Source organism: Tsukamurella sp. PLM1 (genome assembly GCF_023168325.1).
GTDB lineage: Bacteria > Actinomycetota > Actinomycetes > Mycobacteriales > Mycobacteriaceae > Tsukamurella.
In genome coordinates, this window is the sequence record NZ_AP025688.1 from 3,012,190 (window position 1) to 3,037,250 (window position 25,061).

Consider the following 25,061-nt stretch of genomic DNA (forward strand, 5'->3'; position numbering starts at 1 on the left):
CCGATCCGGCCGCAGCCCAACACCGCGATGCGGGTCCTGTCATCGCACCTCCTCCAGGTTCTGCGCGGCACGCAGCGTCTCGACGGCCAGCGCGACCGATTCGCGCTGCCCCAGCGTGTAATCCTCGTTCTCGATGGACAGCGGACCGTCGTAGCCCGCGTGGCGCAGGCCCGCGATGAACCGCACCCAGAAATCGACTCCGTCGGGCTGCCCGGTGCCGACCGCGACGTAGTTCCAGGCCCGGTCCTCGGTGCGCGGGTTCGGGACGGTCTCCAGCCGCGATGCGACCGCGGCGCGGTCCTCGATGCGGGTGTCCTTGGCGTGCACGTGATGGATCGCGCCCTCCAGAGCGCGGATCGCGGCGAGCGGATCGGCGCCCATCCAGATCAGGTGGCTGGGGTCGAAATTCGCGCCCACGACGTCACCGACCGCGGCGCGCAGCCGCAGGAGCCCCGGCACGCTGTAGACGAGTTGGTTCGCGTGCATCTCGACGGCGATCCGCACGCCGCGGGCGCGGGCGTCGTCGGCGATCGGACCCCACCAGTCGATCGCGCGTTCCCACTGGTAATCCAGCAGTTCCAGGTTCTCGGGCGGCCAGACGGTGGTGATCCACGGCGGAACGGTGTCGCCCGGATAGCCGGGGAGGCCGGACATCGTGACCACCGTGCCGATCTCGAACTCCTGGGCCAGTTGCAGAGCGCCGCGCAGCACGGCGGCGTCGCGCTCGCCGTGCCGGGGGCGCAGCGGATTCCCGGCGGCGTTGAACGCTTCGAGCCGCAGCCCCCGCGAGGCGACGTCGCGCGCGAGGGTCGTGCGGGCGGCGCCGTCGTCCAGCAGCTCCGCCAGATCGGCGTGCGGCGCTGGCGACCATCCGCCGTGCGCCCCGCCGAGCCCGATCTCGACGGTCTCGACGCCGAGTTCGACTGCGGTGTCCAGCGCCTTCGCGCGGGTCAGCTCCGAGAGGCTGTCCGTGAGTAGTCCGATCTGCACGTCAGACCTCGATCCCGGACACCGCCGGCGCCGTCAGGCCGAACAGACCGCGGCGACGGACGAAGGAGTCGTCGGGCACGCCGATCTCGGTGAGCCCCGCGACCCCGAGGCGAACAGCGCACCGTCGAGCGGGAGCGGGACGGTCGCGCCGAGCGCACCGGACGCGTACGCGGCCACGGTGATCTCCAGGATGTGGCGGGCCACCGCGGCGTCGACGACGGGCGCACGGTCGCCCTCGATCGCATCGGCGAAGTCGAGCACGGTGTCCCGCATCGACGCGGCGATGAGCGGCTCGAGTTCGGCGCCCGCCGGGAGATCGACGATCCGCGTCCCGGATTCCGTCGTGACGGTGAGGGATTCGAACGGCGCCCACGGCATCGTCCCGTCCGCCCGGTAGTGCGCGACGGCGCGGCCGCGGTCGCCCTCGACCGCGATCCCGCCCTGGCCCATGCCCCAGGCGATGTTCACCAGCGCCGCCCTGCGACCGGCCTCCAGACGGCACAGTGCGAGTCCTTCGACGGCGTCGCCGTCGGTCGCGCTGTCCACGAACGCCGAGACCCGCTCCGCGCGGGCACCGAGCAGGGCCTCGGCGAGGTAGACCCCGTGCAGCATGTCGACGAGGACTCCCCGCCCGCCTGCGCGGGATCGTGCCGCCACGCGGGCCGGTAGCCCGCCGCGCCGGGCAGGTCGAGGACCCCGAGCATGTCGACCCGCGCCGTGCGGATCTCGCCCAGCTCGCCCGAGTCGATGATCGCCTTGAGCGCGACCACTTCCGGGAAGAACAGGTAGTTCGCGACGACGGCGAGCACCGTGCCCCCTCCGCTGCGGCGGCGCGCATGGCCTCGGCGTCGGCGGGGACGGCGGCGATCGGCTTCTCGCACAGCACGTGCTTGCCGGCGCGGGCCGCGGCGACCGCGACATCGCGGTGCAGGTGCTGCGGCGTGCACAGGTCGAGCGCGTCGACGTCGTCGCGGGCCAGCAGTTCCGCGACGTCGGCGTGCACCTGCTCGGGTGTGAGTCCCGCGGCCGCGCGGCCCAGTTCGAGCCGCTCGGGCGTCGGATCGGCGATGCCGACGATGCGGAACCGGTCGTCGGCGGCGAGATATGCGGGGATGTGGAAGCCCAGGGCGATGTTGCCGCAGCCCACGAGGGCCACGCGGATCGGCTCTGTCATGTTCTCTCGATTCGGATCGGGGTGGTCAGGCGTCGACGACGACCTCGCGCCCGGCCTCGTCGGACCGGACGGCGGCCTCGACGACGGCGAGGGTGCGGACGCCGTCGTCGACGTCGGGGAGATCGGCCAGGTACGGAGCGGGGTCGTCGCCGAGTTCCTCTGCCAGCAGCGCGAATGCGAAGTCGCGGTATAGGTTCGCGAAGGCGAGGGCGTACCCGTCCGGGTGTCCGGCCGTGAACCGCGCCGCGGCGAGCGCGGCCGGGCTCGCCCCGGGGCCGGCCTCGGTGAGCAGACGATCGGCCTCGCCGTCCGCGCGCCACCACAGGGTCTCCGGGGTGTCGTGGTCCCAGGCCAGGCTGCCGCGGTCGCCGTAGACGGTAACCGCGAGGCCGTGCGTCGCCCCGGCCGCCTGGGAGGTGCTCCAGCAGCGCCCGCGCGCGCCGCCGTCGAATCCGAGGGTCAGGTACGCGTTGTCGAACGCCGCGTGCGCGGGGTCGATCCGCGCGAGGTCCGCGCGCACCGTCGTGATGCGGCGGCCCGCGACGAACTCGGCGAGGTGCAGCGCGTGCGTGCCGAGGTCGGCGATGAGCGCGGTGACCCCGCCCTCGGTCCCGTCCACGCGCCACGAGCCGGGCGGCGTGCTCGCCGCGTACATCCCGCCGGCGAACCGGCTCTCGACCAGTGTGATCCGGCCCAGGTCGCCGCGGGCGACCATCTCCCGCGCCTGGCGCACCATGGGATAGCCGCTGTAGCAATGGGTGAGCAGGAGCCTGCGGCCCGACTCCGCGACCGCGGCCGCGACTCGGCCGGCGGCGGCGCCGGTGTCGGTGAGCGGCTTCTCGGAGATCACGTGGAAACCGGCGGCCAGGAGGTCGCAGGCGATCTCGGCGTGGCTCGACGGCCGGGTCGCGACGATCACCGCGTCGACGCGATCCGCGCGCGCGGACTCACCCGCGATGAGGGCGCGGTGATCGGCGTAGGTGCGGTCCGGCGGCACCAGCCACGACCGGGCGGTGGCCGCATTGGTCTCCGGGTTCCGGGAGAAGACCCCCGCGACCAGATCCCACAGTCCGTCGGCGCGCAGCGCGATGGCGTGGGTCTCACCGATGTAGCTGCCGATCCCGCCGCCGATCATCGCGACGCGCAGCCGCCGGCCGAAGCGTTCGAGGAGTGTTTCCGTCATGCGCTCACCGACGCAGTTCGTGGCTGAGCGTCTCGAGCTCGTCGCCTCCCGCCATCTGCGACGTGAGCTCCTCCAGGCTGATCTCGTCGTAGGTGCAGTCGAGCTTCTGCCGGCCTCGGTTGAGGAGGACGAAGTGATCGCCCACCATGTACGCGTGGTGCGGGTTGTGGGTGATGAAGACGACCCCGAAGCCCTGCTCCTTCGCCGCGGTGATGTATCGCAGCACCATGCCGGACTGCTTGACGCCCAGCGCCGCAGTGGGCTCGTCGAGGATCAGCACCCGCGCACCGAAGTAGATCGCCCGGGCGATCGCGACGCACTGCCGCTGGCCGCCGGACAGCGAACTGATCGGCGCGTCCACGTCGGGCAGGTCGATGCCCATCTTGAACAGCTCCTCCTTCGTCGTCGCGCGCATGGTCTGCACGTCGAGACTCTTGAGGAAGCCCGAACGCAGCTCCTGCCCGAGGAAGAAGTTGCGCCACACCGGCATCAGGCCCACGACTGCGAGATCCTGATAGACCGTGGCGACGCCCTTCGCGAGCGCGTCCTTCGGCGAGTCGAGGGTGGTGACCTCGCCGTCGACGAGGACCTCACCCTCGCTGGGCTTGTGCAGCCCGGCCATCGTCTTGATCAGCGTCGACTTGCCCGCGCCGTTGTCACCGAGCACGCAGGTGACCTCGCCGGGGAACACCCGGAGATTGATCCCCTTGAGCGCGATGATGTTGCCGTACTGCTTGCCGACGTCCTTGAGCTCGATCAGCGCGACCTTGTCGTCGCCGGTCTCGGGGGTCTCGGCCGTGATGTCGTCCGTGGTCATGGGGTCACCTCTTCGCGGCGAAGTTGCGGAATGCGTTGTTGGCGATCACGGCGAACAGCAGCATGATGCCGAGGAAGAACTTGAACCAGTCGGGGTTCCAGCCGGCGTAGACGATGCACTGGTTGACCATGCCGAAGATGAAGGCGCCGATCATCGCGCCCACCGCAGTGCCGTACCCGCCGGTGAGGAGGCAGCCACCGATGACGGCGCCGATGATGTACAGGAACTCGTTGCCGACGCCCTGCCCCGACTGGACGGTGTCGTAGGCGTACAGCAGGTGCTGCCCGACGAACCAGGCGCAGAAGCCCACGAACATGAACATGCCGATCTTGACCTTGGTGACCGGGACGCCCACGGCCCGTGCGGAATCCTGGTTACCACCGACGGCGAAGATCCAGTTCCCCACGCGGGTGCGCATGAGAACGTACGTGGCGACCACCGTGAACAGGATCCACCACAGCACCGTCACCTTGATCCCGACACCGAAGACGTGGATCGTCGACGAGAAGACGGCCTGCGCCGAACCGAATCCCTCCATGTCCGCGATGGTCGGGGTGGCGACCTGGCCGGTGACCATCTTGGTGACCGCCAGGTTGATGCCGGTGATCATGAGGAAGGTGGCCAGCGTGATGAGGAAGCTCGGGATCTTGGTGCGCATCACCATGTAGCCGTTGAACGCGCCGACCGCGAGCGACAGCCCCAGGGCGAGTACGGATCCCACCCAGGTGTTCAGGTGGAGGTTGTAAGCGAGCATCGACGCCGCGAGCGACGAGAAGGTCACCGCCACCCCGGTCGAGAGGTCGAACTCGCCGCCGATCATGAGCACGGCGACGCCGCAGGCCATGATGCCGATCGTCGAGCTGGCGTAGAGGACGGTGGCGAAGGCCTCCGGGCTCCGGAAGGGCGGGGCGACGATCAGGAAGAAGATCAGGATCCCGATCGCACCGATCAGCGCGCCCACCTCGGGGCGAAGGATGAGCCGCTGCAGGGGCTTCTGCTTCTTGACCCGCTCATCGGTGACCGGCGTGTGTGTGCTGAGGTCGAGCGCCTCGTCGGTGGTCATCAGCGGGTACCGCCCTTGGCGAGCTCGGCCACCTTGTCGACGTTGGTCTTGTCGATGAAGGCCGGGCCGGTGAACACGGCCTGGCCGCCGCCGATGGTGTTGCCGTTGATGATCTGCAGCCACAGCGAGTCGATGGCGAGGTATCCCTGGAGGTAGGGCTGCTGGTCGACGGCCCACGCGACCTTCCCGTTCTGGATGGCGCCGACCAGGGCCGCGTTGGTATCGAAGGTGACGATGCGCGCCTTGCTCCCCGCCCCCTCGACCGCCTGGGTCGCGGTCAGCGCGAAGGGCGCACCGAGCGCGACGACGGTGTCGATACTCGGGTCCTGCTGCAGCTTGGCGTTGACCTTCGACTGCACGTCGGTCATGTCCTCACCGTTGACGTTGAGGTTCTCGACGGTGCCGCCCGCGAGGCCGGTCCGCACGCCCGCGCAGCGCGATTCGAGCTGGACCTGGCCCTGCTGCTGGATGATGCAGATGGCCTTCTTCGCGCCCTCCTCGGCGAGCCGCTCGCCGACAGCGACGCCGGCGGTGGTCTCGTCCTGGCCGAAGTACTGCTGGATCCCCATCCGCGCGTAATCGTTGTACCCGGCGTTGAAGGCGGACACCGGGATCCCGGCCTTCTGCGCGTTCTGCACGACGGCCTGGAAGGCGTTCGGCGTGGAGAGCGTGAGCGCGATCCCGTCGACCTTGCTGTCGATCGCCGCCTGCACCAGGTTCGCCTGGTTGGGCGCCTGCGGATCGTTGGAGTAGCGGAGGGTGACGTTGTCCTTCTTGGCCGCCATCTCCGCGCCCTTGCGGATGAGGTCCCAGAAGGTGTCGCCGGGTTGCTGGTGCGTGACCATGGCGATGGTCAGGCGCTTGGTGCCGGCCGAGCCGACCCCGGCGCCACCGTCACCGTTGTCGCGGGTGCGCCGCCGGTGCTCGAGCACCCCACCACCGTGATGAGCGCGGCCGTGCCGGCCGCCGTCGCGGCGAGCAGGCTGCGGAGCCTCCGCGGCCGCTGCGTGGTCTTCTTCATTGCTGTATCCTTCGACCTCACCGAGTGAGACGACCCACTCGCTGAGCTGAATGTAGTACAGATCACACCGCTTGCCTAGTGTTTGTTCAGACATACGCACATTGCACTCCTCCGCCGCTCACCCACGCGGCGCCGTGGTACGCCGGACGACCAGTCGTGGTGCGAGAACCCGACTCTCACGCCCCGACGGGGCCGGCGCGCCACCGTCCGCCCCCATTCGGTCGCACAGGAGAGAACCCGCACGGCGACCCACCTCGAAGCTGCGGTCGTCGACCGTCGTCAGCCCCACCAGCCGGGTGGAGGCCAGCGAGGTGTCGTCGTAGCCGACGACGGAGAGGTCGCGCGGCACGTCGAGGCCGCGCTCCCGCGCCGCGCCGAGCACGCCGACGGCCAGGACGTCGTTGGCCGCGAACACCGCGCTGACCCCGGGGGACGCGGCGAGCAGCTCCGTCGCGGCGCGGAAACCGGCCTCGTCCGAGGCCTCGTCGCGCCACGAGGCCTCGGCCACGCTCACGCCCAGCCGAGCGGCCTCGGCGGCGAACGCGGCGCGGCGCGCGGCGCCCGCTCCGCCGCCGGCGCAGACCTGCCCGAGCGTGCGATGGCCGAGTTCCACGAGGTGGCGCGCAACGAGGCGCGCCCCTGCCGCATCGTCGTTGGCCACCGCGTCGAACCGCTCGTCCCGCACCGCCCGGGTGCCCGCGACCACCACCGGGGGCAGCGAGAGATCATCGCGCTCGAGCAGCGATCGAGGCGGGTCCATGCCGAGCACAAGGCCGTCGACCCGCATCGAGAGCATGGATTCGACGGGGTCCTCGGCCTGGTCCGCGGTCGCGACGTCGACGACCGCCAGCCGGTAACCGGCCGGGCCGAGCGCGGCGTGCAGGCCGCGAACGAGGTCGACGAACCACAGGTTCGTGTAGTCGTCGATCAGCACCCCGACGGTGCGCGTACGCCGGGCGGCGAGATTCGCCGCCGCCCGACTGGGACGGTACCCGAGCTCCGCGATCGCCTCCTCGACCGCGCGGCGCGACCCCTCCCCGACCCGGGGCGACCCCTGCAGCACCAGCGAGACCAGGGATTTCGACACACCCGCTCGCGTCGCGACGTCGTAGATCGTGGGCCTCCGTGCCGCCATGCCGCCTCCCTCTTGACAGGACATATGAACATTGCCCATGATTATTGGAGCGCTCCAACTCACATCGACACTAGGTCGTGACGGAGATCGCAGCAACCCCGTGAAGGAGGGAACATGAGCAGGACCAGCATCGGCGTCGCCGTGATCGGCGCCGGGATGGCGGGCAAGGCGCACGCGGCCGGCTACCGATCGGCGACCGCGGTCTACGGCCCCGGGCTGCCGGACGTGCGCCTGGTGTCGATCGCGGACGCCTACGAGCCGCTGGCGCAGGACACCGCCCGCCGATTCGGCTTCGAGCGGCACGACACCTCCTGGCAGGCGATCGCCGCCGCGGACGACATCGACGTGGTCAGCGTCGTGGTGGCCAACGCCCTGCACCGGGAGATCGTCGAGTCGCTCCTCGCCGCCGGCAAGCACGTGCTCTGCGAGAAGCCGCTGTCCGACACCCTCGACGACGCGCGCGCGATGGTGACCGCCGCGGACGCGGCGGCCGAGCGCGGCGTCCTGGGGCGGATCGGCCTGACCTACCTCCGTTCGCCGGGCATCGCCCTGCTCGGGGAACTGGTACGCAGCGGGCGCCTCGGCCGGCTCATCAACTTCGACGGTGCCTACTGGACCGACTACGCCTGCGACCCCGACGGCCCCATCAGCTGGCGGTTCAAGGGCCCGGCGGGTTCCGGCGCCCTCGCCGACGTCGGCAGTCACCTCACCTACATCGCGGAACTCTTCGGCGGCGCCGTCGCCACCGTCCGCGGCGCGACGCTGCACACCGCGTTCCCGACGCGCCCCGAGCCGCTCGGCCGGGTGATCGGCCACGAGCACGGCGAGGTCAGCACCGAGCGGGACACCGTCGAGAACGACGACACCGCCGGCTTCTTCGTCGACTTCGCCGGCGGCGGGACCGGGGCGCTGCAGGTCTCCCGCGTGGCGGCCGGACACCCCAACACCCTGAAGTTCGAGGTCTTCTGCGAGCGCGGCTCGGCCTCGTTCGACTTCCGCCACCCCGGGCAGGTCCAGGTCGTGTTCGCCGACGGTGACCACGGGCTCAATGGGCCGCGAACCGTGACGCTCGGCCCCGACCACCCGTACTGGCGCGGGGGCCTCGCCATGGACGCGCCCGGCGTAGGGATCGGCCAGAACGACGGATTCGTCTTCCAGGCCCGAGCGTTCCTCGAGGAGGTCGCCGGCCTGCCCGCCGACGAATCCCTCCCGCGCAACGCGGACTTCGCCGACGGCCTGCACAACATGGAGATCATCGACGCCGTCGCCCGGTCCGCCGCCGCCGGCGGAGCACCCGTGGACGTGCCCGCGCTCCTCCCTCAGTCCTGACACATACCGACGGAGAATCCCCATGAAACTCGGCCTCTACAACGCCGTCTTCCACGACCGCCCGCTGCCCGAGGCGCTCCGCGCGATCGCCGACGTCGGCCTCACCGGTATCGAACTGAACACCGGTGGTTTCCTGCCGCCGGTGCACGTGCCCGACATCGCCGACATCCTCGCCAGCGACACCGCCCGCGACGACTACCTCGGGATCTTCGAAGGCACCGGCGTCGCCATCGCCGGACTCAACTGCAACGGCAACCCGCTGCACCCCAACCGGGCGATCGGCGGCCGGCACGCCGACGACATCCACCGGTCCATCCGGCTCGCCGCCCGGCTCGGCCAGCACCGCGTCGTCACCATGTCCGGGCTACCCGGCGGCGATCCCGGAGCAGCGCATCCCAACTGGGTGGTGAACGCCTGGAACTCGGCGGCGCTCGACGTCCTCGACCACCAGTGGGAGGTCGCCACCGAGTTCTGGCGCGAAACCGACCGCATCGCCCGCGACCACGACGTCAAGGTCGCCCTGGAACTGCACCCGCAGAACATCGTCTTCAACAGCGCGTCGGTGCACGAGTTGGTCGAGCGGACAGGGTCCACGCACCTCGGCGTGGAACTCGACGCCTCGCATCTGTTCTGGCAGCAGATGGACCCCGTGGCCGTGGTCCGGCACCTCGGCGAGCTGGTCGTGCACGCGGCCGCCAAGGACGTCCGGATCAACCCGGAGCACGCGGCGCTGAACGGTGTGCTGGACAACTCCTTCCGCCGCCTCGGCGTCGACGAGGCGCGGACCAACCTCGGGGGCGACGAGTGGGCCAACGAGTGGCCGACGGAGTCCGCCTGGGACTTCGTGGCGCTCGGCAAGGGCCACGACGTCGCGTACTGGACCGAGTTCCTCCGCGCCCTGCACGAGGTGGACCCGGACATGCTCGTCAACATCGAGCACGAGGACACCGAGCTGGGCCGGGAGGAGGGCGTCGCCGTCGCGGCCGAGGTCCTGCTCGCGGCGGACGCCGCGCTCACGGCATCCCTGCGGACGGAACCGGCGCGCGGGTGACGGGACGACGGGCGCCGACGGTCCGCGGACCGTCGGCACTCGTTCCACGCGGACTACGCGACCGTCACCCAGCGCCCCTCGTCGACCGAGCGGGTCATGGCGTCGAGTGCGCGGGCGCTGCGCACCGCATCGTCGACGGTGGCGCCCTCGGGGATGCCGGTGACCACCGACCGGAGGAAGCGCTGGGCCTCGATGACCTTGAGGTCGTCGTAGCCCATGGGATTCGCCGCGCCGGGCTGGAACGCGGCGTAGTCGCCGCTGCCGGGCCCGACGTGCACCGTCGAGACGGGCTGGTCCTGGAAGTCCGTTCCGAGCGAGGCCTCGAGCTCGCCCATGCGGCGGTAGTCCCAGCGCACCATGCCGGACGTGCCGTGGATCTCGAAGCCGTAGGAGTTCTGCTCCCCCACCGCGACCCGGCTCGCCTCCAGCACGCAGCGCGCCCCGGACGCGAGCCGCAGCTGCGCCGACAGGTAGTCCTCGTTCTCGACGGGGCCGCGCACGCCGGACGTGGCCAGCTGGTGCCCCGAGGTGGCACCCGTGGGCTCGGCACGCTCGGGGATGAAGATCGCCGTGTCCGCGACCACGGCGTCGATGTCGCCGAGCAGGTGGGTGACGAGGTCGACGCCGTGCGAGCCCAGGTCGCCGAGGACGCCGTTGCCGCCGCGGTCGCGCTGGTAGCGCCAGGTGAGGGCACCGTCGGGATGGGCGGCGTAGTCGCTGAACAGCCGGAACCGCGCGTGCGTGACGGCACCGAGCCGACCGTCGGCGATGATCGCCCGGGCGGCCTGCACGGCAGGGGCGTTGCGGTAGTTGAAGCCGACCGCCGTGCGGCGATCGTTCCGTGCCGCGGCCTCCGCGACCGCGGCCGCGTCGGCCTCGGTCAGGCCGACGGGCTTCTCGATCCACAGGTGCTTGCCGGCATCGAGCACCGCGACGCCGATCTCGCGGTGCAGGAAGTTGGGCACCGTCACCGAGACGGCGTCGATCGACGGATCGCCGAGAACGCCGCGCCAATCGGTGTACGCGGAGGCCGCCCCGAACCGGGCGGCGAAGGCCTCCGCGCGCCCGGGGACGTCGTCCGCCACCGCGGCGAGGACGGGCACCGCGAGGCCGTCCGGGTAGTGGTGCGGCACACGGGCGTACGCCTGCGCGTGCACCCGGCCCATCCAGCCCATGCCGATCACGGCCACCCGCACCGGGGTCGGGTCCTGCTGCATCTCGTCGTGCATCGTGTGCCACCTCCGTCGTATCCCGCCGAGCGAACACCACCAGAATTCCACACTCCGACCGTCATGTCCTTACATTCGTTCAATCTCATCCGATCTACTTGCCAAACGGGCTGAGGTTTGGTGTGATGTTCCTCACGAGATCAGCGGGAAGGACTTCGACAATGACGCACGGAAGCACCAGCACGCCGGAGGGCGGAACAGCGTTGCCGGCCCTGAGACCGGGTCCCCACCAGCGGCGGATGGACCTGGTCGCGGTCGTCGCGACCTTCGGTGGACTGCTCTTCGGCTACGACACCGGCGTGCTCAACGGCGCCCTCGAGCCGATGAAGCACGACCTGGGCCTCACCACGACGACCGAGGGGCTTGTGGTCAGCACCCTGCTGATCGGCGCCGCCCTCGGCGCGCTGGTGTGCGGCCGCCTCGCCGACGCCATCGGGCGCCGGAAGACGATGATCATCCTCGCGATCATCTTCTTCGTCGGCACGCTCGGCGCGGTCTTCGCGAACGACCTGGCGGTGATGCTGCCGGCCCGCTTCGTCCTCGGCCTGGCCGTCGGAGGCGCGTCGGTCGTCGTCCCCGTCTACCTGTCCGAGCTGGCGCCCACCGAGCGCCGCGGCGCCCTGGGCGGCAGGAACGAGCTCGCGATCGTCGTGGGACAGCTCCTCGCCTTCGTCATCAACGCGATCATCGCGCGGGTGTGGCCGCCGCTCACCGAGGCCAACCCGGACGGTCACCCCGGGGTGTGGCGGATCATGCTCGCGGTGTGCGCGGTCCCCGCCGTCTTCCTGTTCCTCGGCATGCTGCGGATGCCCGAATCTCCGCGCTGGTACATCTCCAAGGGACGCGATGCCGAAGCCCTCGCGGTGCTGATGCAGGTCCGCACGGAGGACCGGGCGCGCGCCGAGATGGCCGAGGTCGAACACCTCGCCCGCGAGGAGGAGGCCGCGCAGACGGGCGGCTGGGTCGACCTGGCCATCCCGTGGGTCCGCCGGATCATGCTCGCCGCGGTGATCCTGGCCATCGCGCAGCAGCTCACCGGCATCAACTCGGTCATGTACTACGGCACCGAGATGCTCAAGACCGCGGGCTTCAGCGACAGCGCCGCCCCGATCGCCAACATCTTCATGGGCGTCTCCGCGGTCATCGGCAGCGCCATCTGCCTGTTCGTCCTCATCGACCGCATTCCCCGCAGGAAGCTGATCATCATGGGCATGATCGGCGTGACCGTGTGCCACGGCCTCACGGTGCTGTCGGCACTGATCCTGCCCGAGGGCAAGGTCCAGGCCTACGCGGTGCTGATCTTCGTCGCGCTGTTCGTCCTCGCCATGCAGACCGCCCTCAACGTGCCCGTCTGGGTGTGCCTGTCCGAGCTCTTCCCGCTGCGGCTGCGCGGCTTCGGCATGGGCCTGTCGGTGCTCGTCCTCTGGTTGACGAACGCCCTCGTCGGGCAGCTCTTCCCCACCCTGATCAAGGTCGGTGGCATCGTCGGCACGTACGGGACGTTCTTCGTCGTGTGCGCGCTGTTCGGATTCCTGATCTACAAGACTCTGCCCAACACCAGCGGCCGTTCACTGGAGGACTTGGAGGAGTCCTTCTCCCGCGGCGACTTCCGCTGACCGCGCCACTTACGACACGAGGAGAATCATGACCATCATCGTCGCGGTCCCCGGAACGACCGAAGGACCCGTCGCCCTGCGCGCCGGCGTCGAGGAGGCGAAGGCCCTCGGCACCGATCTCGTGGCCGTCAATCTCGGCATCGCCACACTCGACGTGTCAGAGGTCGAGGGCGAGGTGCCGATCACCGTCGTGGAGCGGACGGGGCGCGGCGACCGCGACCCCGTCGACGCCGTACTGGACGAGATCGACGAGCGCGGCGCGACCCGGCTCGTGATCGCCGTCCGACGCCGGTCGCTGGTGAGCAAAGCCGTTCTCGGCAGCGTCAGTCAGCGACTGATTCTGAACTCGCCGATCCCCGTCCTCGCCGTCAAGTCGGACTGAGCCGGGTCAGCGATCCTCGGCGAGGCTGGTGAGCGTGCCGATGCCCTCGACGGTGACCGCCACGTGCTGCCCGGCGGTGATCGTGCCGACGCCCTCCGGGGTGCCGGTGAGGATGACGTCGCCGGGGAGCAGGGTCATGACCGACGAGATCCACTCGACGATGTCACCGATCGAGTGGATCATCAGCGACGTGCGCGAATCCTGCTTGATCTGGCCGTCGAGCTCGGTGTAGATCCGAGCGTCCGACGGGTCGAACTCGGTCTCGATCCACGGGCCCAGCGGGCAGAAGGTGTCATAGCCCTTGCCGCGGGTCCACTGGCCGTCGTGGCGCTGCTGATCGCGCGCCGTCACGTCGTTCGCCACGGTGTAGCCGAGGATGACGTCCTTCGCCCGCGCGGCGGGCACGTCGCGGCAGGGCTGGCCGATGACGACGGCGAGCTCGCCCTCGTAGTCCACCTGCTCCGAGCTGCGCGGCAGCTTGATCGGCGCGAGCGGGCCGATGATCGAGGTGTTGGGCTTGATGAAGATCACGGGATCCTTGGGCGCCTCGCCGCCCATCTCCGCGGCGTGGGCCGCGTAGTTCTTGCCGATGCAGACCACCTTGCTGGCGAGGATCGGGGCGAGCAGGCGCACGTCGTCGAGCGCCCAGCTGCGGCCGGTGAACTCCGGTGTGCCGAACGGATGCTCAGCGATCTCGCGGGCCCGCGCACCGTCCTCGGGGTCACCCTCGATGGCCGCGAACGCGACCCCGTCACTGCTGGCGATTCGTGCAAGGCGCATGGGACGAGCCTACCGTTCGACTCCGATACTTCGATCGACTAGGCTTCGTCTCAAATAGTAAGCAATTGATCTCACTAGTTGGGAGTAGCGATGGAGATGTCCGCCGCCCGCCGCTGGTGGATCCTGGTGGTCTCGATGACCGCCGCGATCACCACGACCGCCGCCGTGAACTGCGTCGCCTTCCTCATCCCGCAGCTCATCCGCGATGGCCTCTCCGTGCAGCGCGCGGGGCTCTTCGCGGCGGCGGCGCCCGCCGGCCTCCTGCTCACCACCATCGCGTGGGGCGTCCTCATCGACCGCTACGGCGAGCGCCGCGTGCTGCTCGTGAGCATGGCGGGTGCGGTGGCCGGGTTGTCCGGCACCGTCGGCGCTTTCGCGACGGACGCCCCGTTGCCGCTCGCCGCCCTCGGCCTGTTCGTGGCGTCCGCGATGGCGGCGAGCGGCAACGGCGCGAGCGGCCGGATCGTGGTCGGCTGGTTCCCGGCGTCCAGCCGCGGCACCGCGATGGGCATCCGCCAGACCTCGCAGCCGCTGGGCATCGCGATCCTGTCGGTGACGATGCCACTCCTCGCCAGCCGCGCGGGCCTGGTATGGGCGATGACGGTGCCCCGGCGGTCGCGGTGGTCTCCGTGATCCTGGTGTGGGCGTTCATCGTCGATCCGCCGCGGCCCGAGACCGGCCCCGCGGCGGTCGACGCACGCGTGAACCCGTACCGGGAGGATTCCTTCCTGGTCCGCATCCACGCCGTCTCGCTGCTCCTCGTGCTGCCGCAGGGCGCGCTCTGGACCTGGGGCATCACCTGGCTGATCGTCGGGCTGCACTGGGCGCCCTCGACCGCCGGGCTGCTCATCTCGGCGAGCCAGCTGCTCGGGGCGGGCGGGCGGATCCTGGCGGGCGCCTGGTCGGACCGGCTGGGTTCGAGAACGGCGCCGATCAAGTGGATCGCCCTGGCCGCCGCCGCCTCGATGGGAGGCCTCGGCGCGCTCGCCGCAGTCGGCTCGCCCATCGCGGTGGTGGTGCTCCTCGTCGCGTCGGTCGTGACCGTCGCCGACAACGGCCTGGCGTTCACCGCGATCGCCGAGAAGGCCGGGCCCTACTACAGCGGCCGCGCCCTCGGCATCCAGAACACCGGCCAGTTCGTCGCGACCACCGCATCCGGGCCGATCCTCGGCGCCCTGATCCACGCGACGAGCTTCGGCGCCGCGTTCGCCATCGTCGCCCTCGCCCCGCTGCTCGCCTACCCCCTGGTGCCCTCCGACGCGAACCCCGAGCACGCACCGGAGCTGCCGGATGCGGCACCGTCGGGCACCCGCACGTGACTTAACAGCGTTAGCTCAGCGCAACACGCCCAAAAGAGCAGGGCTCTACTGCTGTTAAGTGAGCAATGCCCGCCCCTGCAAGAGCAGGAGCGGGCATTCGCAATGATCTTCGGATGCTATGCGCTGAGGGCGGCGGCGATGCGGTCGCCGACCTCGGTGGTGCGGATCGGGGCGTCGCCGCGGGCGGCGAGGTCCGCGGTCACGGCCTCCTCGATCCGCTTCGCCCCCTCCTCGTTTCCGAGGTGCCGCAGCAACATCGCGGCCGACAGGATGGCCGCGGTGGGGTCGGCGACGCCTGGCCGACGATGTCGGGGCGCTGCCGTGCACGGGCTCGAACATCGACGGGTTGGTGCCCGTCGCGTCGATGTTGCCCGACGCGGCGAGGCCGATGCCGCCGGAGATCGCGCCGGCCTCGTCGGTGAGGATGTCGCCGAAGAGGTTGTCGGTGACGATCACGTCGAACCGCGACGGGTCGGTGACCAGGTAGATCGTGGCCGCGTCGATGTGGCTGTAATCCACGGCGACGTCGGGGAATTCGGTCGCGACCTCGTCGACGGTGCGCTGCCACAGCCCGCCACCGTGCACCAGCACGTTGGTCTTGTGCACCAGCGTCAGCTTCTTCCGGCGGGACTGCGCCAGCTGGAAGGCGAAGCGCACCACGCGCTCCGCGCCGAACCGGGTGTTGACCGAGGTCTCGTTGGCGACCTCCTGCGGCGTGCCGACGCGGATGGCGCCGCCGTTGCCGGTGTACGCGCCTTCGGTGCCCTCGCGGACCACGACGAAGTCGATCTCGCCCGGGTTCTTCAGCGGCGACTCGACGCCCGGGAAGAGCTTCGACGGCCGCAGGTTCACGTGGTGATCCAGGGCGAACCGCATCTTCAGCAGCAGGCCGCGCTCGAGCACCCCCGGCGGGACCTTGCGCGGGTCGCCGATGGCGCCGAGCAGGATCGCGTCGTGCTCGCGCAGCGACGCCAGGTCCTCGTCGGTGAGCAGCTCGCCGTTGCGCTCGTACCGGCGCGCGCCCAGGTCGTAGTCGGTGGTCTCGATCTCGCCAACCACCGCGCGCAGCACCTTGAGCGCCTCCGCCGTCACCTCGGGGCCGATGCCGTCCCCGCCGATCACCGCGAGCTTCACGACAGGTCCACCTGCGCGATCGTGGTGGCGGACACCGCGTCGGCGATGGCCTGCTGGAGGTCGGCCGAGACGGGCTGGCTGACGCGCAGCAGCACCGTCGCGCCCGGGCCTTCGGCGTCCTGGCTGAGCGCTGCGGCCTGGATGTCGATGCCGGCGTCGCCGAGCAGCGTGCCGATCTTGCCGAGCGAGCCCGGCTGGTCGCCGTAGGCGATGAACAGGTTGAGGCCCTCGGCGCGCAGGTCGAAGTTGCGGCCGTTGATGTTGGTGACCTTCTCGACGCGGCTCAGGCCCGACAGGGTGCCGGCGACGTTCTGGACGGTGCCGTCGCCGTACACGGCGCGCACGTCGACAAGGCTGCGGTGGTTGGGACTCTCCGAGACCTTCTCCAGCTCGACGGTGACGCCGCGCTCCTCCGCCAGGGCGGGGGCGTTGACGAAGGTGACGGCGTCCTCGATGACCGCGGAGAACAGGCCGCGCAGCGCCGAGAGCTGCAGGATGTCCACGTTCTCGCTGGCCAGCTCGCCGCGGACGGTGACGCCGATCTTCTCCGGCAGCTGGCCGGGCAGGCCGCCCAGCAGCACGCCCAGCTTGCGGGTGAGCTCGAGCCAGGGCGCGACCTCCTCGTCGACGGCGCCGCCCTTGACGTTCACGGCGTCCGGCACGAACTCGCCGGCCAGGGCGAGGCGGACGCTCTTGGCGACGTCGGTGCCGGCGCGGTCCTGCGCCTCGGAGGTGGAGGCGCCGAGGTGCGGGGTCACGACGACCTGCGGCAGCTCGAACAGCGGGCTGTCGGTGCAGGGCTCGGTCTCGAAGACGTCGAGGCCGGCGCCGAAGACGTGGCCCGAGGTGATCGCGTCCGCGAGGGCCTGCTCGTCGATGAGGCCGCCGCGGGCCGCGTTGACGATGACGACGCCCTTCTTGGTCCGGGCGAGCGCCTCGCGGCCGATCAGGCCCTTGGTCTCCGGGGTCTTCGGGAGGTGCACCGAGATGAAGTCGGCGCGCTCGAGCAGCTCGTCCAGGCTCAGCAGCTCGATGCCGAGCTGCGCGGCACGGGCCGGGCTGACGTAGGGGTCGTACGCCACGATCTTGGTCTCGAACGCGGCGAGGCGCTGCGCGACGAGCTGGCCGATGCGGCCCATGCCGACGACGCCGACGGTCTTGCCGAGGATCTCGACGCCGTTGAAGGCGCTGCGCTTCCAGGTGTGCTCGCGGAGGGTCTTGTCCGCCGCCGGGATCTGGCGGGCGGTGGCGAGCATCAGCGCGACGGCGTGCTCGGCCGCGGTGTGGATGTTCGACGTGGGCGCATTGACCACGAGGACGCCGCGCTCAGTGGCCGCGGGCACGTCCACGTTGTCCAGGCCGACGCCGGCGCGGGCCACGATCTTGAGCTTGGTGGCGGCGGCGAGGACCTCCGCGTCGACGGTGGTCGCGGAGCGCACGAGCAGCGCATCCGCCTCGGGGACCGCGGCGAGCAGGGCGGGGCGGTCGGGGCCGTCGACCCACTTCACCTCGACGTCGTCACCGAGCGCCTCCACTGTCGACGGTGCCAGCTTGTCGGCGATCAATACCACGGGACGGGTCACTTGCGCTCCTCATTCACGGTGCCGGTTGCACGGTCAGCTTAGTGACCTGCGTCGGGGCCTTCCGCGCCGGGTTGCCGGGAGCATGCGGGCCGAAGATCCGGCGCACCGCCAGCGCCACCTCCACGTCGAGCCGGTCGTCGCCGATCGCCCTGCCGCGGCGCAGGACCGCGCGCCGCACCCGGTACTTGACGGAGTTCGCGTGCATGAGCTGTTTCTCAGCGGTCGCCTTGAAGCTGCCGCCCGTGCGCAGAAAGACTTCAAGCGTGCTCCGCAACCGCGCGTCGGCCGCGCTCTCCCCCGTGAGCTCTCCGAGCACGCCGTCGGCCCACGCCCTCGCGGCACCGACGTCCTGGGCGACGAGGGCCGCCAGGCCGACCCCGGGATCCGTCGCGACGAGCAACCGCGCTTCGGTCGCGTCCGCGACCCGGCGCACCTCCCGCGCCGACCGGTTCGTCGCGCGGAAGCCCTCCAGCCCGTCCGCGGGCGGACCGATCACCGCTCGCGGCGCCTCCTGGTCGGCGACGACGAACGCCCGCGCCGCGGCGAGGGCCGCGTCTCCGTCGTCCACCGGCAGCCAGGCCCAGACCGTGAGCCGGTCGATCGCCACCGACAGCGGGGGCGCCGTCGCGCCGGTCGCCGCGGCCAGCTCGCGGAGGAAGCGCTCGATCCGCTCCACCTCGTCAACGCCTTCGGCGTACCACAACACCATCCCGATGTGGGTCGCGCGCAACGGGTACCGGATGCTCGCCGACGCGGCGGCGACGCTCGGCACCTCCCCCTCGAGCACCTCGAAGACGCGCACCGTCCGGGCCCCGCTGCGCGCGTCCACCCACGCCGCGCGCTCGGCCTCGTACTCGTCGAGCACCCGCCGGGTGACGACGTCGTTGTAGTCGAAGGACCACCCCACGAGCCAGCGCATGGCCGCCTCGCGCAGTTCCTGCCCCGCCTCGGTGTCCGCGTCCAGGGCCTCGCCGATCAGGCCGATCATCGTCTGCTGCCCCAGATAGTAGGCGCGGACGAGCGACGTCGCCGCCATCCCGCGCTGGGCCACGCGGCGCGGGTACTCGAGCGCGGCGAGCGGGACCTCGATCCGCGCCACCGGCACGTCGAGGACCACGGCGTGGGTCACGTTCTCGACGTTGGCCTCGACGCTCGCGGCGAGCGACCCGAAGATCGCCTCGTCCGCCCGCAGATCCGGGAGGTCGGCAGCGATCCGCTCGGTCATGGCGTCGGACACCGCGCGCCGTGGCGCGGCGCTCAGCACCCGCGCGATCAGCCGGCGCGGCGCATCGGGATCCATCGCCAAATCTTAGCGACACATCCGCCCCACGGGCGCCGAAATTCGTCTTCTGCGGACGAACCCAGCGTCACATCTCGTCGCCGGTGGACGATGTGACGACCGTCACGCCCGGCCTACCGTGGAGCAACCCACCCGACGAGGAGCCACCGTGACCTTCGAATTCACCACCTTCGCCCACCTCCCCGCCCTGCGCGCCGACACCGCGCCGCACGCGCCGGCCGTCGCCGACGACGCGCTCGACCTCGACAACGCCGCCTTCGACGGTGCTGTGCGCAGCGCCGCCACGGCTCTCCGGGAGGCCGGGGTCGGGCCCGGCGACGTGGTGGCCGTCAAGCTGCCCAACACCGCGCTGCTCGTGGTGACGCTCTTCGCCTCCTGGCACCTGGGCGCCGCGGCGACGCCGATCAACCCGTACCTCGCGCCGCCCGAGGTCGACTACCAGGTGCAGGACGCCGGCGCGTCGGTCCTGATCACCGACGGCGACGCCCCCGCCGGCACCCCCGTGATCGCCGCCGGCACCCTGCTCGACCACGCGCCCGACGGCGCAGAGCCGGCCGCCGCGCCGAAGGACCTGGCCCTGCTCATCTACACCTCCGGCACCACGGGCCGCCCGAAGGGCGTCATGCTCGACCACGCGAACCTGACCGCGATGAGCGAGATGTCCTCGGCGGCCTTCCAGTTCGACGCGGACGACCACAGCCTGCTGATCCTGCCGCTGTTTCATGTCAACGCCATCGTGGTGTCGACGCTCAACCCGCTGCGCGGCGGCGGCCGGGTGACGATCGCCGGCCGGTTCGATCCGCGCACCTTCTTCCAGCTCCTCGAGGAGACCGGAGCGACGTACTTCTCGGCGGTGCCCACGATCTACACGATGCTCGCGGGCCTGCCGGCCGAGGTCGCGCCGGACCTCTCCAGGGTGCGCTTCGGCGTGTGCGGAGCGGCACCCGCGAGCAAGGAACTGCTGGAGGACTTCGAGGCCCGCTACGGATTCCCGCTGATCGAGGGATACGGCCTGTCCGAGTGCACCTGCGCCGCGACGTGCAACCCGCTCGACGGCGTGCGCAAGGTGGGCACTGTGGGCCTGCCTCTCCCCGGGCAGCAGGTCCGGGTCGTCGGGCCCGACGGTGCCGACCTCCCGTCCGGAGAGCCGGGCGAGGTCCTGCTCTCGGGGCCGAACATCATGCGCGGCTACCTCGGCCGCCCCGAGGAGACCGCGAAGACGATCGTGGACGGCTGGCTGCGGACGGGCGACGTCGGACTGCTCGACGAGGACGGCTACCTCCGCCTCGTGGACCGCGCAAAGGACATGATCATCCGCGGCGGGGAGAACATCTACCCCAAGGAGATCGAGACCGCGGTGTACGGCGTGACCGGCATCGCGGAGGCCGCGGTCATCGGCCGCCCCGACGCGAAGTACGGCGAGCTTCCGGTGCTCTACGTGTCAGCGGCCCCGGGCGTGAACCTCGACCCCGAAGCGATCGCCGCGCACACCGGCGAGCGCCTCGCGAAGTACAAGCAGCCCGTATCGATCACGGTGCTCGACACGCTGCCGAAGAACCCCGTCGGCAAGATCGACAAGCCCGCCCTCCGCAGGCTCGATGCCGCCGCCACTCAGTCCGCCTGATCCCGCTCTCCCGTAAGGACTCTCATCATGGGATTCATGAAACCCGACCTCCCCGAGGTCGATCCGGCCGAGTTCATCACCCGCCCGCTGCAGGACCGGCTCCGCTTCGCCACCCAGCGCTGGGTGGATCACGGCTTCGGCACGCAGAAGGTCGCGTTCGTCATCTACGTCGTGAAGCTGGTGGTGCTGTACGCCCTCGGCGGCGTTCTCGTCGCCACCGCCACCTCGGGCCTGCACCTCTGGGAGGTCTCCGCCTGGTGGAACCAGCCCATCGTCTACCAGAAGCTGGTCCTGTGGACCACCCTGCTCGAGGCGATCGGCGTCGCGGGCGCCTGGGGCCCGCTGACCTTCAAGATCAAGCCGATGACCGGGGGCATCCGATTCTGGGCCCGCACGGGAACCATCCGGCTGCGCCCCTACACATGGGTTCCCGGCACCGCCGGCACCCGGCGCACCGCGCTCGACGTCGGCCTGTACTGGCTGCTGCTCGCCTCACTGGTGCTCGGCATCGCGCTCCCCGGCGTGATCGTGACCGACTCGTCGAACGGACTCGTCGCACCGTGGCTCATGATCGCCCCGGTCGCCCTGCTGGTGCTGGTCGGCCTGCGGGACAAGACGATCTTCCTCGCCGCCCGCGGCGAGCAGTACATGCCCGCGCTGATCATGTTCGGGCTCCTGCCGCTGCTCTCCTTCGCGACCATGATCGTCGGGCTCAAGCTCCTCATCGTGGTGGTCTGGGTTTGCGCCGGCCTCTCGAAGATCGGCAAGCACTTCATCAACGTGATCCCCGTGATGGTGTCGAACTCGCCGTGCATGCCCTTCAAGGGCCTGCGACGCGCCCACTACCGGAACGCCCCGCACGACCTGCTGCCGTCGCGGCTCGCCCGGTTCATGGCGGAGGGACTCGGCACCTTCGTGGAGATCGTCGCGCCGCTCATCCTGCTGTTCTCCATGAACCGTACCGTGACGGTGGTCTGCGCCGTGTTCATGGTGTGCTACCACTTGTTCATCATTTCCACCTTCCCCCTGGCGGTTCCGCTCGAGTGGAACCTGCTCTTCGCGTACACCGCGTTGGTCCTGTTCGTCGGGTTCCCCGCGCAGGACGGCTATTCGGTGCTGGACATGTCCCCGTCGTGGCTGATCCTGCTCGTCCTCGCCGCCCTCCTCGCCTTCCCCGTGCTGGGCAACATCCGGCCCGACAAAGTGTCCTTCCTGCCCTCGCTGCGGCAGTACGCCGGCAACTGGGCGACGGGCATGTGGGCCTTCGCGCCCGGCGCCGAGGAGAAGCTGAACCGGGTGCAGCGGCAGACGACGAACACCGTCGACCAGTTCGTGGCGACCGGCGTCGACCGCGAGTGGGCCGAGACGCTCATGAACATGGGCCTCGGCTGGCGGGCAATGCACAGCAACGGCCGCGGCCTGTTCTCGACGCTGCTCAGCCACGTCCCCGACGTCGAGCAGCGCACCCTCCGTGAGGGGGAGCTGGTGTGCAACACCATGATCGGCTTCAACTTCGGCGACGGCCACCTGCACGACGAGAATCTCATCGCCGCGGTGCAGGAGCAGGCCCACTTCGAACCCGGCGAACTGATCGTGGTCTGGGCCGAGTCGCAGCCCATCACGCGCTTGCGCCAGGACTTCAAGATCATCGATGCAGCCCTGGGCGTGGTGGCACGCGGCCGGTGGAGCGTCACGGAGTGCGTGACGACCCAGCCCTGGTTGCCGGACGGCCCCGTCGCCTGCGAGATCACCTGGTCAGCGGACCACGCCCGCTTCCCGCTCGGCACCGGACTAGGCTCGCGGGCATGACCACCGGCACCGTCGTCGGCGGTGGACCCAACGGGCTCGCCGCCGCGATCACCCTGGCGCGCGCGGGCGTCGAAACCACCCTGTTGGAGGCCGGCGACACCGTCGGCGGCGGCGTGCGATCGTTCGAGGCGATCGTGCCCGGCCTGATCCACGACCACTGCGCCGCCATCCACCCGATGGCCGTCGGATCGCCGTTCCTCCGCTCACTGAACCTGGAACGACACGGGTTGCGTTGGCTCTCCGCGGAACTCGAATGCGTGCACCCGCTCGACGACGGCTCCGCCGGGGTGCTCCGCCGTTCGGTCGAGGACACCGCGCGCGGCCTGGGGCCCGACGGTGCCGCCTGGCGGGCCCTGTTCGGCCGGCCGGTGCGGAACTTCGACAAGATCGGCCCGTCGATGCTGGGGCCGCTGCTCCGGATGCCGCGGCATCCCTTGGCGCTGGCCGGATTCGGCGCGCCTACTCCCCTGCCCGCCGCGGCACTGGCCCGCGCCTTCCGCACGCCGCAGGCGCGAGGTCTGTGGGGCGGGGTGGCCGCGCACGCATTCCGGCCGCTGCACGAACCGATGAGCTCGGCGATCGGCAAGGGCATGCTCACGGCGGGGCACGCGTTCGGCTGGCAGGTGGCCGAGGGCGGTTCCGGCGCGATCGCCGCGGCCCTGGCGGCGGAACTGCTCGCTCTGGGCGGGCGGATCGAGACGGGCGTAACCGTCGGTGCCGGCGACCTCCCGGCCTCCGATGTCACCCTGTTCGACCTGGATCCCGCGCAGGTCGCGCGCATCGTCGGCGACCGCATGCCTCCCCGCATCCGACGCGCCTTCAGCGGATTCCGCCGCGGCCCCGGCGCTTTCAAGGTCGACTTCGCGGTCGAGGACGGCGTGCCCTGGACCAATCCCGACGCGCGCCGCTCGAGCACCGTCCACCTCGGCGGGGAGTTCGCCGAGGTCGCCGCCACAGAACGGGCCATCACGGCCGGCCGGATGCCGGAGCGGCCCTTCGTCCTCGTCGGACAGCAGTATCTCGCCGATCCGTCGCGCAGCGCAGGGGATGTGCACCCCATCTGGTCCTATGCCCACGTCCCCCACGGCTACACCGGCGACGCCACCGAGGCGATCATCGCCCAGATCGAACGCTTCGCCCCGGGCTTCCGCAATCGCATCATCGGCACCGCAGTCTGCACCACCACCGAGATGTCCCGTTACAACGCCAACTTCGTCGGCGGCGACATCAACACCGGATCCAAGGACCCGCTCCAGCTGGTCTTCGGCCCGCGGATCACCCTGCAGCCCTACGACACCGGCGTCCCCGGCATGTACCTCTGCTCCGCAGCCACCCCACCGGGACCCGCCGCCCACGGCATGTGCGGCTACCACGCCGCCACGCGGGCGCTGGCCCGGATGTGACTCGGCCGACTACTGCGCGGCGTAGGCGGGCTCGCTGCGGAAGCGGGAGACGCGGCCGTCGATGCCGCAGATCCGCCACATCAGCTTGCTCAGCGGGTTCATCAGGCCGCACTTCTCGGCCATCATCCGCACGTCGCCGAAGACGTCGCGCTTCATCTGCTGCGATTCGTCCGAGCGCCAGAAGATGTCCTTCTTCACCGAACGCGGGATGTCGAAGGTCTCCCAGAACTCCTTGGGCGGCATCATGATCATCGTGACCATCACGCGCATGGTGATCGGCAGCATCAGCGAGAGCACGAGCCGGGGGAAGGCACCGCGGGTGGGGATCCGGTGCTCGAGCAGCTGGTGCGCGAAGCCGATGTGACGCGCCTCTTCGGCCACGTGGATCTGCATGATCGAGCTCATCGCGGGGTGCTGCTCCGAGCCCGAGCGCAGGAACTGCTTCTGCAGGTGGTCGATCGGCTCCTCACCGCCGAGCACCATCATGTAGAAGTAGAGCGGCGTCATGGTCGCGAACAGCGGCACGATCGGCGAGATGCGGCGCAGGAACCAGCTTCCGCCCGGGACGTCCATGCCCACGCGGTTGACGAACTCCTGGAACATCAGCGTGTGCTGACACTCCTCCTTCGCCTCATGCGTCGCGTAGCGGAACTCCGGCGAGTTGTTCGGCAGGGCCGCCGTGTACTGCATGATCCCGCGGATCAGCATCGACTCGAACTGCAGCCCCACCTTCGCCACGTTGGCCTGGCGCCACATACCGATCTCGATCTGCTTCGCCAGCGGCTGCGCCTGATACCAGGGGTGACGGCCGATCGGATCGAAACGGGAGTCGCACACCCAGCGCGGATCGTTCGGGACGATCGTCAGCTCCGGTGCGTCCCAGTCGATGTCGACGTAGGGATCGAAGTTCCGGCGCACCGACGCCTCGGAGAGGTCGGTCAGCGTCTGCTCGTACTCCGCCTGCCCGGGGAACGGATCGCCCTGGGTCCGGCTCATGTGCGTCAACGCCAATCGCATCGCACCTCTCCTCTCGTCCGCGGCCTCACACTGTTGATAGCCGATGAGCCTCACACTATCACTATCAATCAGCAGCGCTGGTTTATTGCCTCGATCGAACAT

The 25,061-nt window shown here is 70.5% G+C and carries 21 protein-coding genes and 3 pseudogenes; 10 read left to right on the forward strand and 14 right to left on the reverse strand.

Features of this window, described 5'->3' with window-relative positions:
- Window positions 1-39: 39 nt before the first annotated feature.
- The 7 genes and pseudogenes from MTP03_RS15475 to MTP03_RS15505 form a co-directional block, all read right to left on the reverse strand.
- Complete coding sequence (locus MTP03_RS15475) at window positions 40-990, reverse strand: sugar phosphate isomerase/epimerase (protein ID WP_248489009.1); 951 nt, start codon at window positions 988-990, stop codon at window positions 40-42.
- Between the two features lie 33 nt (window positions 991-1,023).
- Window positions 1,024-1,602 carry a hypothetical protein gene (locus tag MTP03_RS15480; RefSeq protein WP_248492367.1) on the reverse strand — a complete coding sequence of 193 codons (579 nt, stop codon included), beginning with the start codon at window positions 1,600-1,602 and terminating at the stop codon, window positions 1,024-1,026.
- A 265-nt stretch (window positions 1,603-1,867) separates the two neighbouring features.
- A pseudogene (locus MTP03_RS15485) lies at window positions 1,868-2,164 on the reverse strand (Gfo/Idh/MocA family protein); the annotation flags it as partial.
- Window positions 2,165-2,189: 25 nt separating this feature from the next.
- Entirely contained in the window at window positions 2,190-3,347 is a 1,158-nt protein-coding gene (locus MTP03_RS15490; protein ID WP_248489010.1) for a Gfo/Idh/MocA family protein, read from the reverse strand.
- A 4-nt stretch (window positions 3,348-3,351) separates the two neighbouring features.
- Window positions 3,352-4,164, reverse strand: coding sequence for an ATP-binding cassette domain-containing protein (locus MTP03_RS15495; protein WP_248489011.1), 813 nt, complete (start codon window positions 4,162-4,164; stop codon window positions 3,352-3,354).
- 4 nt (window positions 4,165-4,168) lie between these two features.
- Window positions 4,169-5,227, reverse strand: a complete 1,059-nt coding sequence (locus MTP03_RS15500; RefSeq protein ID WP_248489012.1) for an ABC transporter permease — start codon at window positions 5,225-5,227, stop codon at window positions 4,169-4,171.
- Window positions 5,227-6,167 (reverse strand): annotated as a pseudogene (locus MTP03_RS15505) (substrate-binding domain-containing protein). Before MTP03_RS15505 ends, MTP03_RS15500 begins: the two are co-directional and overlap by 1 nt.
- Here MTP03_RS15505 and MTP03_RS22890 point away from each other — a divergent pair.
- Window positions 6,148-6,276 carry a hypothetical protein gene (locus MTP03_RS22890; protein WP_256465305.1) on the forward strand — a complete coding sequence of 43 codons (129 nt, stop codon included), beginning with the start codon at window positions 6,148-6,150 and terminating at the stop codon, window positions 6,274-6,276. The pseudogene MTP03_RS15505 and the gene MTP03_RS22890 overlap by 20 nt on opposite strands.
- A 90-nt stretch (window positions 6,277-6,366) precedes the next feature.
- Here the strand turns inward: MTP03_RS22890 and MTP03_RS15510 are convergent, their stop codons facing one another.
- Window positions 6,367-7,383, reverse strand: coding sequence for a LacI family DNA-binding transcriptional regulator (locus MTP03_RS15510; RefSeq protein ID WP_248489013.1), 1,017 nt, complete (start codon window positions 7,381-7,383; stop codon window positions 6,367-6,369).
- 114 nt (window positions 7,384-7,497) lie between these two features.
- Here MTP03_RS15510 and MTP03_RS15515 point away from each other — a divergent pair, with 114 nt between their 5' ends.
- Both MTP03_RS15515 and MTP03_RS15520 read left to right on the forward strand, forming a co-directional pair.
- Window positions 7,498-8,712, forward strand: coding sequence for a Gfo/Idh/MocA family protein (locus MTP03_RS15515; protein ID WP_248489014.1), 1,215 nt, complete (start codon window positions 7,498-7,500; stop codon window positions 8,710-8,712).
- Between the two features lie 22 nt (window positions 8,713-8,734).
- Window positions 8,735-9,763 carry a sugar phosphate isomerase/epimerase gene (locus MTP03_RS15520; protein ID WP_248489015.1) on the forward strand — a complete coding sequence of 343 codons (1,029 nt, stop codon included), beginning with the start codon at window positions 8,735-8,737 and terminating at the stop codon, window positions 9,761-9,763.
- 53 nt (window positions 9,764-9,816) lie between these two features.
- Here MTP03_RS15520 and MTP03_RS15525 read toward each other — a convergent pair whose 3' ends face one another.
- Window positions 9,817-10,992 carry a Gfo/Idh/MocA family protein gene (locus tag MTP03_RS15525; protein ID WP_248489016.1) on the reverse strand — a complete coding sequence of 392 codons (1,176 nt, stop codon included), beginning with the start codon at window positions 10,990-10,992 and terminating at the stop codon, window positions 9,817-9,819.
- Window positions 10,993-11,153: 161 nt separating this feature from the next.
- Here MTP03_RS15525 and MTP03_RS15530 point away from each other — a divergent pair, with 161 nt between their 5' ends.
- Window positions 11,154-12,608 (forward strand): sugar porter family MFS transporter, encoded by a 1,455-nt coding sequence (locus tag MTP03_RS15530; RefSeq protein WP_371820776.1) that lies wholly within the window; start codon window positions 11,154-11,156, stop codon window positions 12,606-12,608.
- A 28-nt stretch (window positions 12,609-12,636) separates the two neighbouring features.
- A complete protein-coding gene (locus MTP03_RS15535) occupies window positions 12,637-12,990 on the forward strand; it encodes a universal stress protein (protein ID WP_248489018.1) in 354 nt (117 codons plus the stop codon).
- Window positions 12,991-12,996: 6 nt separating this feature from the next.
- Here the strand turns inward: MTP03_RS15535 and MTP03_RS15540 are convergent, their stop codons facing one another.
- Window positions 12,997-13,770, reverse strand: coding sequence for a fumarylacetoacetate hydrolase family protein (locus MTP03_RS15540; RefSeq protein ID WP_248489019.1), 774 nt, complete (start codon window positions 13,768-13,770; stop codon window positions 12,997-12,999).
- Window positions 13,771-13,860: 90 nt separating this feature from the next.
- On the opposite strand from MTP03_RS15540, the gene MTP03_RS23880 reads away from it, so the two are divergent.
- Together MTP03_RS23880 and MTP03_RS23885 are read left to right on the forward strand one after the other, a co-directional pair.
- Window positions 13,861-14,403, forward strand: coding sequence for an MFS transporter (locus MTP03_RS23880; protein WP_371820777.1), 543 nt, complete (start codon window positions 13,861-13,863; stop codon window positions 14,401-14,403).
- Window positions 14,361-15,089, forward strand: coding sequence for an MFS transporter (locus MTP03_RS23885; protein WP_371820778.1), 729 nt, complete (start codon window positions 14,361-14,363; stop codon window positions 15,087-15,089). Before MTP03_RS23880 ends, MTP03_RS23885 begins: the two co-directional genes overlap by 43 nt.
- 116 nt (window positions 15,090-15,205) lie before the next feature.
- Here the strand turns inward: MTP03_RS23885 and MTP03_RS15550 are convergent.
- The 3 genes and pseudogenes from MTP03_RS15550 to MTP03_RS15560 form a co-directional block, all read right to left on the reverse strand.
- Window positions 15,206-16,223, reverse strand: a pseudogene (locus tag MTP03_RS15550) (3-isopropylmalate dehydrogenase).
- Window positions 16,220-17,806: a phosphoglycerate dehydrogenase gene (serA, locus tag MTP03_RS15555; protein WP_248489020.1), complete on the reverse strand. Its 1,587-nt coding sequence runs from the start codon at window positions 17,804-17,806 to the stop codon at window positions 16,220-16,222. Before serA ends, MTP03_RS15550 begins: the two are co-directional and overlap by 4 nt.
- Before the next feature lie 13 nt (window positions 17,807-17,819).
- Window positions 17,820-19,106 (reverse strand): helix-turn-helix domain-containing protein, encoded by a 1,287-nt coding sequence (locus MTP03_RS15560; protein ID WP_248489021.1) that lies wholly within the window; start codon window positions 19,104-19,106, stop codon window positions 17,820-17,822.
- A gap of 148 nt (window positions 19,107-19,254) precedes the next feature.
- On the opposite strand from MTP03_RS15560, the gene MTP03_RS15565 reads away from it, so the two are divergent.
- From MTP03_RS15565 to MTP03_RS15575, 3 genes are read left to right on the forward strand one after another with little or no spacing between them, the layout of a single operon-like run.
- Window positions 19,255-20,730: a class I adenylate-forming enzyme family protein gene (locus MTP03_RS15565; RefSeq protein WP_248489022.1), complete on the forward strand. Its 1,476-nt coding sequence runs from the start codon at window positions 19,255-19,257 to the stop codon at window positions 20,728-20,730.
- A 27-nt stretch (window positions 20,731-20,757) separates the two neighbouring features.
- Entirely contained in the window at window positions 20,758-22,539 is a 1,782-nt protein-coding gene (locus tag MTP03_RS15570) for a DUF3556 domain-containing protein (protein ID WP_248489023.1), read from the forward strand.
- Complete coding sequence (locus MTP03_RS15575; protein WP_248489024.1) at window positions 22,536-23,942, forward strand: NAD(P)/FAD-dependent oxidoreductase; 1,407 nt, start codon at window positions 22,536-22,538, stop codon at window positions 23,940-23,942. Before MTP03_RS15570 ends, MTP03_RS15575 begins: the two co-directional genes overlap by 4 nt.
- A 9-nt stretch (window positions 23,943-23,951) precedes the next feature.
- Here MTP03_RS15575 and MTP03_RS15580 read toward each other — a convergent pair whose 3' ends face one another.
- Window positions 23,952-24,959, reverse strand: a complete 1,008-nt coding sequence (locus MTP03_RS15580) for a diiron oxygenase (protein WP_248489025.1) — start codon at window positions 24,957-24,959, stop codon at window positions 23,952-23,954.
- Between the last annotated feature and the right edge of the window lie 102 nt (window positions 24,960-25,061).

Excerpts from the sequence above, each read along its gene's own strand:
- MTP03_RS15500 (WP_248489012.1), bottom strand. The coding sequence starts at position 5,227 with ATGACCACCGACGAGGCGCTCGACCTCAGCACACACACGCCGGTCACC.
- MTP03_RS15540 (WP_248489019.1), bottom strand. The coding sequence starts at position 13,770 with ATGCGCCTTGCACGAATCGCCAGCAGTGACGGGGTCGCGTTCGCGGCC.
- MTP03_RS23880 (WP_371820777.1), top strand. The coding sequence starts at position 13,861 with ATGGAGATGTCCGCCGCCCGCCGCTGGTGGATCCTGGTGGTCTCGATG.
- MTP03_RS15490 (WP_248489010.1), bottom strand. The coding sequence starts at position 3,347 with ATGACGGAAACACTCCTCGAACGCTTCGGCCGGCGGCTGCGCGTCGCG.
- MTP03_RS15535 (WP_248489018.1), top strand. The coding sequence starts at position 12,637 with ATGACCATCATCGTCGCGGTCCCCGGAACGACCGAAGGACCCGTCGCC.
- MTP03_RS15515 (WP_248489014.1), top strand. The coding sequence starts at position 7,498 with ATGAGCAGGACCAGCATCGGCGTCGCCGTGATCGGCGCCGGGATGGCG.
- MTP03_RS15480 (WP_248492367.1), bottom strand. The coding sequence starts at position 1,602 with ATGCTGCACGGGGTCTACCTCGCCGAGGCCCTGCTCGGTGCCCGCGCG.
- MTP03_RS15495 (WP_248489011.1), bottom strand. The coding sequence starts at position 4,164 with ATGACCACGGACGACATCACGGCCGAGACCCCCGAGACCGGCGACGAC.
- MTP03_RS15570 (WP_248489023.1), top strand. The coding sequence starts at position 20,758 with ATGGGATTCATGAAACCCGACCTCCCCGAGGTCGATCCGGCCGAGTTC.
- MTP03_RS15575 (WP_248489024.1), top strand. The coding sequence starts at position 22,536 with ATGACCACCGGCACCGTCGTCGGCGGTGGACCCAACGGGCTCGCCGCC.
- MTP03_RS15520 (WP_248489015.1), top strand. The coding sequence starts at position 8,735 with ATGAAACTCGGCCTCTACAACGCCGTCTTCCACGACCGCCCGCTGCCC.
- MTP03_RS23885 (WP_371820778.1), top strand. The coding sequence starts at position 14,361 with ATGGGCGATGACGGTGCCCCGGCGGTCGCGGTGGTCTCCGTGATCCTG.
- MTP03_RS15580 (WP_248489025.1), bottom strand. The coding sequence starts at position 24,959 with ATGCGATTGGCGTTGACGCACATGAGCCGGACCCAGGGCGATCCGTTC.
- MTP03_RS15510 (WP_248489013.1), bottom strand. The coding sequence starts at position 7,383 with ATGGCGGCACGGAGGCCCACGATCTACGACGTCGCGACGCGAGCGGGT.
- MTP03_RS15530 (WP_371820776.1), top strand. The coding sequence starts at position 11,154 with ATGACGCACGGAAGCACCAGCACGCCGGAGGGCGGAACAGCGTTGCCG.
- MTP03_RS15560 (WP_248489021.1), bottom strand. The coding sequence starts at position 19,106 with ATGGATCCCGATGCGCCGCGCCGGCTGATCGCGCGGGTGCTGAGCGCC.
- MTP03_RS15525 (WP_248489016.1), bottom strand. The coding sequence starts at position 10,992 with ATGCACGACGAGATGCAGCAGGACCCGACCCCGGTGCGGGTGGCCGTG.